This is a genomic window from Sinomicrobium sp. (genome assembly GCA_029266035.1).
Classification (GTDB): domain Bacteria; phylum Bacteroidota; class Bacteroidia; order Flavobacteriales; family Flavobacteriaceae; genus Sinomicrobium.
Window position 1 is genome coordinate 1 of sequence record JAJUFH010000041.1, and the last position, 13,589, is coordinate 13,589.

A 13,589-nucleotide genomic window follows, 5' to 3' on the forward strand; every position below is an offset into this window, starting at 1 on the left:
GAGCAAATTTACTTATCCTCTCGTACACATAAAAAATTACCAGTTTTCTAATGCGAGATTCAAAGCAATTGCTTCAATATTTTCTATTTGAAGAATCGCAAATTTATGTAACGCAACACAAATGTAATAAAATTTTTATTCATAACAAATATGTATCGATAAAATTGCTCTTTTTTATCAATTTTTACTGTATGAAAAAATACAGTGAGGCAGAGTTAGAGCTATTAAACATTCAGATAGGATGTATGTTGAGGCTGAGCCGATTACAAAAGGGGCTCTCTCAGTTTGTGCTCGCTGAGCAACTGAACTCCAATCCCACTGCAATAGGCCGAATAGAACGATTTGAACACTCCAGTCCGTGGGATAAAATATATGCCATAAGTCAGATATTAGAAATCGAATTTTGTGAGCTGTTTATTTTAAAGGACAAGAAAGAACTGCTTTCTATCGTCAAAGAGACCCTTAAACTGGAAACTAAACTCACCGAAGAAAAGGAGCGCTATTACAAATCGCTCGAAAATCTTATCGCCAAAAAGTTTAATAAACCCAAGTCCTAAAGAGTATTTTCAAAATCCTGTCCAAGGGATATTGACTGTATTTATTAGTGACCAGCTGGGGCTTCAATACATTCCGATACATGGGGGTATTCAGCTTTCTTTGTTAGTGGGGTAATGGGTTAATGAGTTATTAGGTTAATGAGTGATAACTAATCACCAAGTCTCCGCATCACCAAGTCTCCGTGTCAACAAAACCCTTTCCTTCATTTTGTCTTGACACAAAACGAAGCAAAAAGTCAAGACGAAACCCATGTAACAGCGTGCAGCAACGCAGCGAACAGTATCGAAGCCACCGACTGGAGAAGACAACAACAAATCGCACCACACTAATTCGTCTATGGGGGGAGACGCAAAATTTTGCGTCTCTACAGCGTCTGGTTTATGTCATATTGCTGTTTCTACACATCGCCCTGGAAAGGCTTCGGGTTTGGAAAATATCGAAATGTAGACGCTATAAAACGAAAGAACGAAAATGCAGAAAAGCGAAAAAACACTACGAACTACTAACTCTCCCAAGGTGTATTCACGAGGTCCCGACCTAAGGAGGGGCCGAGGTGATCTCTTTGCAAGTATATACAGCCATTCTCTTTAAGAAATGTATTTTCACAACAAGATAAACGAAAAATATCCGTTTATCTTGTTATTTTTTTACATTTGTATATGGAGATCACTCAACTTATAAGTAAATATGCCGATTATCCACTACCGCATCAATTATTGATTTCGTGGTTAAAAGGGTACAAGCGGCCTAATGACAAAATATTAGGCTTAAAAGACAAAGGCTTTCTAAAACCCTTAAAAAAAGGCTTGTATATTGCAGGTCCATCGGCAACGGATAGAAAACCGGATGCTATGCTTGTCGCTAATCACTTATTGGGACCAAGTTATGTTTCACTAGAAACTGCAATGTCTTTTCACGGCTTGATTCCGGAGCGAGTTTATGAGATATCTTCTATGACTACAAAGGCATCGCGCCAATTTGATACTACAATGGGACTGTTTACTTATACACGTCTTCCACTGCCCTATTATTCCTTTGGGTTAAACATGCTTCAGCTGTCGTCCAATCAATACGCTATTGTAGCCTCGGCAGAAAAAGCACTATGCGACAAAATAGTGAATACCTCAGGACTGAGTTTGAGAAGTATTCGAAGTACACATGAATTTCTTGTAGATGATATGCGAATAGACGAAGCTACTTTAAAAGATTTGGATCTAAATGCCATACGCCAATGGCTTCCTTATACTCCGAAAAGAGATAGCTTGTTGACCCTTATAAAAACAATAGAGCGATTATGATAAAAGCATGGCTAGAAAGTTATAAGCCCTCTAACGAACAGGAGGCGAAAGACGCATTGAGAGAAATTATGCAGGAGGTAGCACTTGCAGGACTTTACCGTTCAGGTTTCTTTGAAAAAGCCGCCTTTTACGGTGGTACAGCCTTGAGGATTTTTTATGGATTGAATCGGTTTTCGGAAGATTTAGATTTCACACTGCTAGATATTGACGAAAGCTTTAATTTGAGTAAATACCAAAATGCTATCATTCAAGAGTTTGAATCACTTGGAATGCAAGTATCGATCAGAGAAAAGGAAAAGGCGATTAGAAGTACTATTAACTCTGCATTTTTAAAATCGGAAACGCTCTGGAAAGAATTGATACTAGAGGGTATTATTCCAGAACAAGGTGTAGATCGGATTGCCAATATCAAAATCAAGATAGAAGTAGATACAAAACCACCTCTAGGATTTGACACGGAAGAAAAATTACTCTTAAGGCCGTTTTCATTTTATGTAAAATGTCTTACGCTACCAGATTTATTCGCCGGTAAAATGCACGCTCTCCTCTTTCGAAAATGGGGACAAAACGTAAAAGGTCGGGACTGGTTTGATATGGAGTGGTATATAAAAAAAGGTGTTGCCCTAAACCTTCGCCATTTTGTAATAAGAGCTAAAGACAGCGGAGATTGGAATAGCGATCTAATTACAGAACAGGAATTTAGAACGCTATTGACACAGAAAATTGACACCGTAAATATGCAATACCTCAAAAATGACATTAAACGCTTTGTCAAAGATTTTAAAACTTTGGAAATTTGGAATAAACAGTATTTTCACGATCTGATAACACACTTAGAAGTTTGGGAATAGGGTTATTGGATTATTGAGTTATAGCTAATCACCAAGTCTCCTCATCACCGAGTCTCCGCATCACCGAGTCTCCGCATCACCGAGTCTCCGCATCACCGAGTCTCCTCATCACCGAGTCTCCGCATCACCGAGTCTCCTCAACACCAAGTCTCCGCGTTAACAAAACCCTTTACAAATCGGGAGTAAAAGTGATTTTAACTTTTCGCCTGCCCCATCGGCGAGCGGCTTTTATGTCTTTTCCCATATAGATATCTATCTTCTTCTTCCAGCGTTTGTTCATCTTGTCTTTTACAACATAAGCACCCTCTAGCCCCTCTATGCGTACTTTGGTGTTGTGAGTAAGTCCCATCGCTATCAAATCGCGAGAGACAGCTATCACTTTCATACCCGGTTTTAGTTTGTCGCCCCAGGCCGTGATAGTAGGATCGCCCGGTCCGGTCTGACTTTTAACGGAATTATAGGCCATGGCCGTAACCTCTATGGTAATGCACTGCTGAGCGAATCCGCTAAATCCGGAAAAAAGAACAGCCAAAGGCCACAATACCATCAAGCCGTTTTTGAGAAAAGGGGTTGTTCTTATATACATATATGGATAACGCTACTCCTCTCTTATTTATTTTCACTTAAAGCGGATAACAGACCAACATATCTATCTGTTCCTCATAGAAAATAACCCACAATTGACTATTTTTGACAGATAACCCCTCAAGTGATGAATCGTTTCGACAGAATAACAGCTATTCTCATTCAACTGCAATCCCGGCGCGTGGTCAGAGCTCAGGAGCTTGCGGAAAGGTTTGAAGTGAGTCTTCGTACCATCTACCGGGATATACGCACCTTAGAAGAAGCCGGGGTGCCGCTATATGGCGAAGCGGGAGTGGGATATTCTATAGTAGACGGATATCGGCTGCCTCCGGTAATGTTTACCCGAGAAGAAGCCATGGCTTTTGTCACCGCCGAAAAACTGATGGAACAACTCAGCGATCGGGTAATACGAAAACACTTCCAAGAGGCTATGTACAAGGTAAAAGCAGTACTTCGTGGTAGTGAAAAAGACTTTGTAGAAGATCTCTCCTCTCATATCTATATAGAAAACACAGCCGACCTTCCCAAGAACATTCCGGGAAATGTATTGGAGGTGCTGTTCCGAGCCATTTCGCAGAAAAAAATAGTACAAATAAGCTATAAAGCTCACGGCAGAGAAGAGGAAACAAGGCGTCTGATAGAACCCATAGGCGTGTATCACGAATATCATCGCTGGTATACCATAGCCTATTGCCATTTGAGAAAGGACTACCGCCACTTTAGAGCAGATCGTATTTACAATATCGCGCTCACCCCCCGCGACCGAGAATCGGAACGGGAGACTTTTGACAACTATCTGCAACAAAAAGAACAGCAGTCCCACATACAACAACAGACAAAAATCGTGATTAGAGTGGACAAAAAAGTAAAGGCGTACCTTCAATACAAAAGGCCCTATCTCGGCTTTATCTCTGAAAAAGAACTGGAAGACAGTGTCGAAATGACCTTTCTCACCCCCTATTTAAAGGACGGCTTTGCCCGTTGGTTTATCACCTTTGCCGACCATGCCGAGATCGTAGAACCCGACGAGCTCCGCCAAAGTGTAGCAGAGATTATCAAAGGCATTACCGAAAAGCACGGAGCACTTAGTTCGTAGGGGTATTGGGTTAGTGGGGTATTGGGTTAATGAGTGATAACTAATCTCCGAGTCTCCGCATCGCCAAGTCTCCGCATCGCCAAGTCTCCCCGTCAACAAAACCCTTCCTTCATTTTGTCTTGATACAAAACGAAGCAAAAAAACAAAAACACAGAAAAATAAAAAACCACTACGAACTACCAACTAAGAACTAATCGACTACAAGTCCCTCTCGTATTCTCTCCCGATCGCTATCGGTTAGGTTTGATCCGGAAGGAAGGCAGAGTCCGCGGTTGAATATATCTTCGGCTACCTTGCCACCATAGTAGGGAGCATCTTTAAATACCGGTTGTAGATGCATGGGTTTCCATATCGGTCTGCTTTCTATGTTTTTGGTTTCCAGCTCCAGCCGTATTTTTTCGCGGGTCTCATAGCTATCGGTGAGTACAGCAGTTAGCCAGTGATTGCAGAAATAATCTTTATTGGGTTCGCTAAACACGCAAATGCGCTCATTATCCTTAAAAAGCTCCACATAAAAATCGTGCATCGCTCGGCGTTGTGCTACCCTATCGTTTAACACCTCCATCTGTCCGCGGCCTATACCTGCGCAGATATTCGACATACGATAGTTATAGCCTATATGCGAATGCTGATAATGCGGCGCCTGATCGCGAGCCTGAGTAGCGAGAAATACCGCCTTTTGCTTTTGTGTTTCGGTCTTACAAACCAAAGCCCCGCCACCGGAAGTGGTTATGATTTTATTTCCGTTAAACGACAGTATCGCCATACTCCCTAAAGTACCGCAATAACGTCCCTTATAACTACTTCCCAAAGCCTCGGCAGCATCTTCAATCACGGGAATATCATAGCGTTCTGCCACCTGGTGAATTTCCTCCACCTTATACGGCATACCATAGAGGTGAACTCCTATAATTGCCTTGGGCTTTTTACCTTTGGCTATACGGTCTTTAATCGCTGTTTCCAATGCTTGCGGACATAAATTCCAGGTGTCCGCTTCGCTATCTACAAATATCGGAATAGCCCCCTGATAAGTAATCGGATTGGCAGAAGCTGAGAAAGTCAAACTTTGGCAAATCACCTCATCACCGACTTCTACGCCACTGAGTATTAGCGCCAAATGCAAGGCTGCAGTACCTGCACTTACGGCAGCTACCTCTACTCCTCCTCCGAGGTATTGCTGTATATCCGCTTCAAAACCATTCACATGCGGACCCAATGGCGCTACCCAATTGGTATCGAAGGCCTGTTGTACATATTGTTGCTCATTTCCGCCCATATGAGGGGAAGAGAGCCAGATCTTTTCTGACATAAATTTGTTTTTGATAAATGTAAGACTTCGGGAAATACGACACAAGATAATTTATAAATCTCATTTCCCTTCCAACATTTTCATTAGTGTTTCTAACTTGCTCAACACCGATTTATTTTGTAAAACTATAGTTTTTATTATGAATAATCAGAAGTTTTTTCAGTAGCGATATTGTATATTTTGCTATCGACAAAAATATATGTTTACAATTTCGGAATTGAATTCCAATATTGTAAAAACATTTATAATATATATTCGGAACGGAATACTGTGGAATGAAGAATCTCACGGCAAGCACCCCTAAAAAGGGATTATTTGTAATGGCAATTGCCCAAGGGATGAGATGGCCACGTCGCACCACACTAATTCGTCTATGGGGGGAGACGCAAAATTTTGCGTCTCTACAGCGTCTGGTTTATATTATATTGCTGTGCTACATATCGCCTTGAAAAAGTAATTGGTGCCATACTAAACAACTATGAACTAATCAACATCACCAAATCTCCGCGTCACCAAGTCTCCGTGTCAACAAAAACCCTTCCTTCATTTTGTCTTGACACAAAACGAAGCAAAAAGTCAAGAAGCCTTTAAGGAAATTTCCCCAGCTATCGCGGGGAACCAGCTGAATTTCCACTACACGCTCTTTTTGCTATCGCAAACGCGATTCTGCGGGAATTAAGCTTATTTCTGGAAAGGCTTCGATTTTTGGATTAATCGGAATGTCAGCGCCAAAAAACAAAAACACAGAAAAACAAAAACACAGAAAAACCACTACGAACTAAGAACTACAAACTAATCAACTACTGCACCAAAAACCAGTTGTTTAACAACTCTTCTCGGTTGTATTTCATTTTTTCTTTGGTGGTATAGTCTATCACTGTAAATCCGGCGTGTTCACAGATAGCTTGTCCGGCGGCAGTGTCCCACTCCATAGTGGGGGCAAAACGGGGATAGCAATCGGCTTTGCCTTCAGCTACCATACACAACTTGAGCGAACTTCCTTTGGAAATGGTTTCTACTTGGCCGTGTTTTTCTTTTAGGGCATCGATAAATTCTTGGGTTTCAGGTGAAAGATGAGACCTACTGGCTACTACCGTATAAACTTGTCGTTCTTGTTTAAGCGGTAGTTTGTCTGATGCCGATATCCACGCCTCTACGGTATCGTTTTCAAGGCTATCGTCGTGTACAGTGCATTTATAAGCTCCTATCTCTACAGTAGAGAAATACAGTTCTTTTAAGGCTGGCACATAAATCATTCCAAGCACTGGAGATTGTTCTTTTACCAGGGCGATATTCACGGTAAATTCTCCATTCCTTTTTATGAATTCTTTAGTTCCATCGATTGGGTCTACAATCCAAAGAGTGTCCCATGATTTTCGCTCTTCATAGGGAAGTTTCTTCCCTTCTTCCGAGAGTATGGGTATCCCTGTCTTTTCAAGAAAACCCACAATCTCTCTATGCGAAGCGATATCGGCTTTAGTCAAAGGGGAATCATCCGATTTAAAATCTACTTCAAAATCTCCGGTTTCGTAGATCTCCATAATCTTTTCACCCGCTTGGAGACCGGCTTCAATAGCCACTTTCAACAATTTGTTTAAATCCATATATCTTTTTTAAACAATCATTCCCGCAGCCACGGTTTCATTAGTAGCTTCATCGATTAGAATTAAACTCCCTGTGGTACGGTTTTGTTGATAGGAATCAAACATAAGGGGTTGTGTAGTGCGGAGTTTTACTTTACAGATATCGTTCATCTCTAGATCATCTCCATTCGAGCTGCGCTCAAGTGTATTGATATCGATTTTATAGACAATCTCCTTGATCATTGCTTTCTGTTCATTAGAGGTATGTCGTACGGTATACTTAGCACGTGGTTTGGCAGGTTTGTTGTTCAACCAGCACAACATAACTTCTACATCTTGTGAAACTTCAGGTTTGTTATTCGTTCGCACAATCATGTCTCCTCTACTGATATCTATATCATCTTCCAGGGTTACCGAAACCGACATTGGCGCAAAGGCTTCTTCTACCGAACCTTCAAAAGTGTCTATCGTTTTTATCTTAGAGCTAAAACCTGAAGGCAATACCGTTACCTCATCACCCGGACGCAACACTCCACTGGCCATTCTTCCGGCATAACCGCGATAGTCAAGGTATTCTCCACTTTGCGGTCTGAGTACCGTTTGTACCGGAAAACGAGCGTCAACTTTGTTTACATCACTGCTTATATGTAAGGTCTCTAGGGTATGCAGCAGTGTAGAGCCTTCATACCAAGGCATATTTTCGGAACGGTTGACTACGTTGTCTCCCAGCAAGGCACTGATAGGACGGAAACGTATATCTTTGACCAACAGTTTAGATGAGAACTTTTCAAACTGACCTACAATATCGTTAAAGACATCTTCCGAAAAGTCGACGAGATCCATTTTGTTGACACATACAATAATATGCGGTATTTGCAACAAAGAAGCAATAAAGGCATGTCTTCGGGTCTGCTCAATCACTCCGTGACGGGCATCGACCAGAATAATAGCTGCATTGGCTGTTGAAGCTCCGGTGACCATATTTCGGGTATATTGTATATGACCGGGAGTATCTGCTATGATAAATTTTCGTTTTGGGGTGGTAAAATAACGATAAGCCACATCGATAGTGATTCCTTGCTCTCTTTCGTCTTTTAGTCCATCGGTAAACAGAGCGAGGTCTACACCCTCATGTCCCTTTTGTTTACTAGTGGCTTCTATGGCTTCTAACTGGTCCTCAAAAATGGATTTAGAGTCGTAGAGCAAGCGCCCTATTAGGGTACTTTTTCCGTCGTCTACACTTCCTGCTGTGGTAAATCGCAATAACTGACTATTATCTAATTGCATGATATACTGTCTTTTCTTTGATCGATTAATGTACTAAAAATATCCCTGGCGCTTTCTGTCTTCCATCGCTGTTTCTGAGCGTTTGTCGTCTGATCGATTACCTCGTTCGGTTTGCCGCATAGCTGAAACCTCTTCTGCAATTTTAGCTACGGTATCGGCGTCAGATTCAATTCCTCCTGTGATGGTAATATCTCCCAAAGTACGGAAACGTATCTTTTTGACAACAACTTCTTCGTGCTCTTCCAATTTCAGGAATTCAGAATTGGGAATCCACGAATTATTGCGCCAAACTACTTCTCGCTCGTGAGCGAAATAGAGGGAAGGGATTTGTATGTTTTCGCGTTTTATATAATTCCATACATCCATTTCCGTCCAATTGCTTATCGGGAATGCTCGGAAGTGCTCTCCTTCAAATTGCTTACCGTTGAACAGGTTCCACAATTCGGGGCGTTGATTTTTAGGATCCCACTGTCCGAAATCATCACGGTGCGAGAAAAAGCGTTCTTTAGCACGAGCTTTCTCCTCATCGCGACGTCCACCTCCAATAGCACAGTCTATTTTATTAGACTCAATAGCATCTAGCAAAGTAGTAATCTGCAAAGCATTACGAGTAGCATTCTTACCTCTCTCTTCGGCTACTCGTCCCTGATCGATGGATTCCTGTACCGATCCTACGATAAGCCGAACGCCGAGTTCTTTGATAAGATCGTCTCGAAATTGAATGGTTTCAGGGAAGTTATGCCCGGTGTCTACATGCATCAGGGCAAAGGGTATTTTGGCCGGAAAAAACGCTTTCCGGGCCAAGTGAGTGACTACTATAGAGTCTTTCCCTCCCGAAAATAATATTACCGGGTTTTGAAACTGTGCCCATACTTCACGCAAGACATATATAGCTTCCGACTCGAGTTCATCGAGGTAATTCAAATAATACTTACTCATGATATATACTTAGCTTTCCAGTTTATTCTTTATTGCATTTATTATCTTTTCTACGGCTTCCGGAATAGATTCCTCTTCCGTACGAATTTCTATATCCGGATTCTCCGGAGCTTCGTAGGGCGCCGAAATACCGGTCATATTCCCGATTTTTCCTTCGCGCGCCTTTTTGTATAGCCCTTTTACATCACGGCGCTCACATTCTTCAAGGCTAGTACTGATATACACCTCGACAAAATTGTCTACCTGCACCGTCTTGGCGATAAATTCTCTGTCCTTTTTATAGGGCGATACAAAAGCTGCCAACACTACAAGTCCGGCATCTACCAGCAGGTTGGCTATTTCCGCTATCCTTCTAATATTTTCAGAACGGTCTTCTGGGCTAAAAGAGAGGTCACTGTTAATGCCTCGCCTGATATTATCTCCGTCCAGCACATAGGTCTTAATACCACTATCGTGTAGACGTTGCTCTACCGCATTGGCTATAGTAGATTTTCCGGAACCGGACAAGCCCGTAAACCACAACAGAAAGGAATTGTGTCCATTGCTCTTATTCCTTTCTTCTTTACACACCTTGTAGTGGTGTTTTACGACATTTTTTTCCATCGCTTTAACCGTCTCCTTTTAGTTAAACCATAATCTATTTTGTACCAAGCGCGTTCGTGTAAATAATACAGCAACATCTTAGTGAGTATTTCTGCCAATCCGATTTTCATACCGGTAGTGGGACTGCCTGTAATAATCCATGCCAAAATCATAGTATCTATGGTCCCTACCATCCGCCAACTCACTGTTTTTAGAAGGTGTCGCTTCCTGCTATCGGGCATATTTACTTTAAACCAGACCCTTTCGTGAATATAGTAAAGAATCATTTTGGTAACGACCTCCGTAAGCCCAATTTTTAAGCCGGCCATTGGGTTACCGGAAATAATCCAAGAAAGCAACATCGTGTCAATAGTACCTATTATTCGCCAGGTAAACGCCTTTACGATATGCCTTTTCTGTGAACTATTCCCCATATAATATTTTGAGCTACAATTTAATATAAATACAACAGTATTCATCATAGCGGCGACAAAAATACTGTTCTTAATTCTTAAAACCAATTATATCTAACCGCCATGGATACAAACGATAGAAAAACCGATAACGTATTTCTTATACCATCATTTTTAGCAAACAATCGCAATCGGTCAGCTTGTCAGTAAAAATAAACTTAATTAAGTATGCGATAGTAGTAAAAAAGAAGAAATATCCTATTGATATGCGGTAATTTAATAGAGGAATTACGGTTTTTTAATTGTTTTTTGCTTTTCTTCTGCACTTACAAACAATCTTCTCTACACATTCCTTCTCTTTATTTTGTCTTGATACAAAACGAAGCAAAAGATTAAGACGAAACCAAGGTGGCTGAGTGCCGCAGCGCAGCGAACGGTGTATCGAAGCCACCGATTAGAGGGGACAACAACAAATCGCACCACACTAATTCGTCTATGGGGGGAGACGCAAAATTTTGCGTCTCTACAGCGTCTGGTTTATATCAAATCGCTGTGCTACACATCGCCCTGAAAAGGTGGTTGAGGCCACAATAAACCACTAAAAACTAATCAACTACAAATCGTCTGGACCGGAGATCCCTTCCTCCTTCGGCGGACAGGCCGATGGTCGGGATGACAGTAAAAAACAGAAAAACGAAAAAACACTACGAACTAAGAACTAATCGACTCCTCCCCGTCATTGCGAGAAGCCGACCAAGGGGAGGCATCGCGGCAATCTCCCGGCAAGCACACACAGACCATTCCCTAAAAAGGGATTGTTTGTAATGGTAGTTGCTCAGGGAATGAGATGGCCACGTCGCACTTCTCCCGCTTTGCGGGGTGCTCCTCGCCATGACGCATATCACCCCGTCTCCACGTCACCACATCACCAAGTCTCCGAGTCAACAAACCCCCACTACAAACTACCAACTACGAACTAACCAACACAAGAAAAGAGAGCAGCTTACAACGGTATATCCACAGTAGCTTGTGTGCTTATCATTTTTTACCCCAAAAACCAAGTCTGAACATTCGACCACTTAAACATTATTCATATTATTGAATCAAGGCTTCTCCACTTCTAAAGTGGGAAAAAAATTCTGAAAAGTGAGTTATGATGAGTACTCCAAACTTCTACGAGAGTAATTTTTAATATGGTCTACTGCAATTTGTACTTGGGAGGGTTTGAAAAGATTTATTTTTCTATTGTTCCATTTAGAAATATGGTTGAGTATGATCTCAGGGTCAGTAGTATTAACCTTGCTCATTAAATAATCTACTGTAGCCAGCAATTCTAATGCAAAAGTAGATTCAAAACGATCAAGAAATGAAATAACATCTTCTAGTCTTTGCTTTTGGCTAATATTAAGATTTTCACCAATATATTGTTTAATGTCACTATAACGGTTATAGTTTAAGTAAATAGGCTCAAAAGGTTTTATAACATTTTGTTCCATTCCTTTTATAAATATTCCGTTAAGAGGTAATAATAGGTGATTTAATTGAACGGTATATGGACCATAATGATGCGCTTCAAAATTCAATCGAAGTTTTTCTCCTTTTCGTTGTAAAAAGTATGCCAATTTGTTTGCCACAAATAAACTACTTTGCTCTCCTTTTGATTCGTAGGCAAACAATAAATAGAGTAACATAGCCTTTGCTGGGGTCAACTTCACGTCAGGATTAGCATTTTTTCCTTTTTGAAGTATTTCCTTTATATGGTTGTTTGGCTCATAGATGTAAATGTCTATTCTCAAATCATTCAAATGCTCTTCAATCATTTTTTTTACTACAGACCAATCTAAGCCCCCGTTCCCACACCCTAATGGTGGTATAGCAATACTATTAATACGGTATTTTGTGATAGCCTCTTTAAGAGCGACAAGACCAGTATCTATATAGTCATATTTAGACTTTTCTTTCCAATGTGCTTTGGTGGGAAAGTTGACGATAGTTTTCTGATTAAGTAAGTCGCCTTCTTGAACCACTAAGACTTGGCCGGTTTTGAACGAGCCTGTCTTACAAGCATCACGATATACCTTGTAATTGTTAGGAAATCTATTTTTGAATTGCAATGCAATTCCTTTACCCATTACACCGACGGTGTTAACGGTATTTACAAGTGCCTCGGTTTTGGCATCTAACAGGTTTCCTTTCGTATACTTAATCATAGTTAGTAATACAATTTACAACTTTTATCAATATAAACGGGAATTGAAAGTCCAAAACTACGAATCATATTATCAAAATACTCCTTTCGTTCCAAATTCTTTACGACTATACATTGGATACAATGTACCGGCACATAATGATAAACTAAGAACTCTGCTTGTTTTAAATCCCGTCTTTCCAGATTAGATTCATCGCTTTTCCAATATTTTGTTCGAATGCAATCCCAGGCTAATTGACAAAAATCTTGTTCTGAGCGAAAAAAATTTGCAACGGCCATTTTTGCATTTCGGTCAGTAAACAAAAAACGTAGAGAAGCATTCTTTATTTCTTCATAATTGCACACTAAAAAAACAATATCTTCTTGTGGTCTTTTAGTAACACCATTAAGCCCATGCATAATCATATATAGCATAGGAGAATGTCCGGCAAAATAAAAAGGAATATACTCCCCTAAGCTCCCCATTCTCTCTATTGGAATTTTATAGTCATGACGGTCATCAATTAAAGACCGCATACCTATATTGATATAATTGGGATCAGCATTCTGATGTGTTTTAGAGCATATACCGTGCTGTAGAATAAATTCCACATTTCTCCAATGTACCATTCTATATACTCTTACAACTTTAGGGATTTCCATCAAACATTTCAACTTTAAAATCTATAGCTAATCAAATATTAAATTACTAAAATACCGCTTTTTAAATTTAATAAAGTGAAAATGTGAACATCTCGGATCAATTAGGGGGGGGGGGGGGGGAGAACCAAAAATTTTCGTCACAACAGCGTCTGGGTTATAATATAATGATTTGCAACAAAACGCCATGAAAAAGTAATTGGTTCCAAACAAAACAACAATGAAAAAATCAAAAACACC

13 protein-coding genes are annotated in these 13,589 nt (G+C 40.6%); 4 read left to right on the forward strand and 9 right to left on the reverse strand.

Going from position 1 to position 13,589, the window contains the following annotated elements:
- Positions 1–191 precede the first annotated feature (191 nt).
- The 3 genes from ACYZZR_RS12885 (at position 192) to ACYZZR_RS12895 (ending at position 2,707) form a co-directional block, all read left to right on the forward strand.
- Complete coding sequence (locus ACYZZR_RS12885; RefSeq protein WP_461534421.1) at positions 192–557, forward strand: helix-turn-helix transcriptional regulator; 366 nt, start codon at positions 192–194, stop codon at positions 555–557.
- Positions 558–1,217: 660 nt separating this feature from the next.
- Positions 1,218–1,856 (forward strand): type IV toxin-antitoxin system AbiEi family antitoxin domain-containing protein, encoded by a 639-nt coding sequence (locus tag ACYZZR_RS12890; RefSeq protein ID WP_461534422.1) that lies wholly within the window; start codon positions 1,218–1,220, stop codon positions 1,854–1,856.
- Positions 1,853–2,707, forward strand: a complete 855-nt coding sequence (locus tag ACYZZR_RS12895) for a nucleotidyl transferase AbiEii/AbiGii toxin family protein (protein ID WP_461534423.1) — start codon at positions 1,853–1,855, stop codon at positions 2,705–2,707. Before ACYZZR_RS12890 ends, ACYZZR_RS12895 begins: the two co-directional genes overlap by 4 nt.
- Positions 2,708–2,876: 169 nt before the next feature.
- On the opposite strand, the gene ACYZZR_RS12900 is transcribed toward ACYZZR_RS12895, so the two are convergent.
- Positions 2,877–3,293, reverse strand: a complete 417-nt coding sequence (locus ACYZZR_RS12900) for a 3D domain-containing protein (protein WP_461534424.1) — start codon at positions 3,291–3,293, stop codon at positions 2,877–2,879.
- 126 nt (positions 3,294–3,419) lie between these two features.
- Between ACYZZR_RS12900 and ACYZZR_RS12905 the strand changes: the two genes are divergently transcribed.
- A complete protein-coding gene (locus tag ACYZZR_RS12905; RefSeq protein WP_461534425.1) occupies positions 3,420–4,388 on the forward strand; it encodes a helix-turn-helix transcriptional regulator in 969 nt (322 codons plus the stop codon).
- A 190-nt stretch (positions 4,389–4,578) separates the two neighbouring features.
- Here ACYZZR_RS12905 and ACYZZR_RS12910 read toward each other — a convergent pair whose 3' ends face one another.
- The 8 genes from ACYZZR_RS12910 to darT form a co-directional block, all read right to left on the reverse strand.
- Positions 4,579–5,697, reverse strand: a complete 1,119-nt coding sequence (locus tag ACYZZR_RS12910; RefSeq protein ID WP_461534426.1) for a DegT/DnrJ/EryC1/StrS family aminotransferase — start codon at positions 5,695–5,697, stop codon at positions 4,579–4,581.
- An 800-nt stretch (positions 5,698–6,497) separates the two neighbouring features.
- Positions 6,498–7,301 (reverse strand): 3'(2'),5'-bisphosphate nucleotidase CysQ, encoded by an 804-nt coding sequence (gene cysQ / locus ACYZZR_RS12915; RefSeq protein WP_461534427.1) that lies wholly within the window; start codon positions 7,299–7,301, stop codon positions 6,498–6,500.
- 9 nt (positions 7,302–7,310) lie between these two features.
- Positions 7,311–8,597: a sulfate adenylyltransferase subunit CysN gene (gene cysN, locus ACYZZR_RS12920; RefSeq protein ID WP_461534433.1), complete on the reverse strand. Its 1,287-nt coding sequence runs from the start codon at positions 8,595–8,597 to the stop codon at positions 7,311–7,313.
- A gap of 3 nt (positions 8,598–8,600) precedes the next feature.
- Positions 8,601–9,506: a sulfate adenylyltransferase subunit CysD gene (gene cysD, locus ACYZZR_RS12925; protein ID WP_461534428.1), complete on the reverse strand. Its 906-nt coding sequence runs from the start codon at positions 9,504–9,506 to the stop codon at positions 8,601–8,603.
- Positions 9,507–9,515: 9 nt separating this feature from the next.
- A complete protein-coding gene (gene cysC, locus ACYZZR_RS12930) occupies positions 9,516–10,109 on the reverse strand; it encodes an adenylyl-sulfate kinase (RefSeq protein ID WP_461534429.1) in 594 nt (197 codons plus the stop codon).
- On the reverse strand, positions 10,091–10,522 hold the full coding sequence (locus tag ACYZZR_RS12935; protein WP_461534430.1) for a DUF2061 domain-containing protein: 432 nt from the start codon (positions 10,520–10,522) through the stop codon (positions 10,091–10,093). Before ACYZZR_RS12935 ends, cysC begins: the two co-directional genes overlap by 19 nt.
- Before the next feature lie 1,130 nt (positions 10,523–11,652).
- Positions 11,653–12,711 carry a type II toxin-antitoxin system antitoxin DNA ADP-ribosyl glycohydrolase DarG gene (gene darG / locus ACYZZR_RS12940; protein WP_461534431.1) on the reverse strand — a complete coding sequence of 353 codons (1,059 nt, stop codon included), beginning with the start codon at positions 12,709–12,711 and terminating at the stop codon, positions 11,653–11,655.
- A gap of 2 nt (positions 12,712–12,713) precedes the next feature.
- The gene (gene darT / locus ACYZZR_RS12945; RefSeq protein ID WP_461534432.1) at positions 12,714–13,352 is read right to left on the reverse strand and encodes a type II toxin-antitoxin system toxin DNA ADP-ribosyl transferase DarT; all 639 of its coding nucleotides are present in this window, start codon (positions 13,350–13,352) and stop codon (positions 12,714–12,716) included.
- Positions 13,353–13,589 lie beyond the last annotated feature (237 nt).

Bases quoted from the DNA above. Each gene is read 5' to 3' on its own strand.
- darT (WP_461534432.1), bottom strand. From the start codon at position 13,352: ATGGAAATCCCTAAAGTTGTAAGAGTATATAGAATGGTACATTGGAGA.
- ACYZZR_RS12905 (WP_461534425.1), top strand. From the start codon at position 3,420: ATGAATCGTTTCGACAGAATAACAGCTATTCTCATTCAACTGCAATCC.
- ACYZZR_RS12895 (WP_461534423.1), top strand. From the start codon at position 1,853: ATGATAAAAGCATGGCTAGAAAGTTATAAGCCCTCTAACGAACAGGAG.
- ACYZZR_RS12890 (WP_461534422.1), top strand. From the start codon at position 1,218: ATGGAGATCACTCAACTTATAAGTAAATATGCCGATTATCCACTACCG.
- darG (WP_461534431.1), bottom strand. From the start codon at position 12,711: ATGATTAAGTATACGAAAGGAAACCTGTTAGATGCCAAAACCGAGGCA.
- ACYZZR_RS12935 (WP_461534430.1), bottom strand. From the start codon at position 10,522: ATGGGGAATAGTTCACAGAAAAGGCATATCGTAAAGGCGTTTACCTGG.
- cysC (WP_461534429.1), bottom strand. From the start codon at position 10,109: ATGGAAAAAAATGTCGTAAAACACCACTACAAGGTGTGTAAAGAAGAA.
- ACYZZR_RS12900 (WP_461534424.1), bottom strand. From the start codon at position 3,293: ATGTATATAAGAACAACCCCTTTTCTCAAAAACGGCTTGATGGTATTG.
- ACYZZR_RS12885 (WP_461534421.1), top strand. From the start codon at position 192: ATGAAAAAATACAGTGAGGCAGAGTTAGAGCTATTAAACATTCAGATA.
- ACYZZR_RS12910 (WP_461534426.1), bottom strand. From the start codon at position 5,697: ATGTCAGAAAAGATCTGGCTCTCTTCCCCTCATATGGGCGGAAATGAG.
- cysD (WP_461534428.1), bottom strand. From the start codon at position 9,506: ATGAGTAAGTATTATTTGAATTACCTCGATGAACTCGAGTCGGAAGCT.
- cysQ (WP_461534427.1), bottom strand. From the start codon at position 7,301: ATGGATTTAAACAAATTGTTGAAAGTGGCTATTGAAGCCGGTCTCCAA.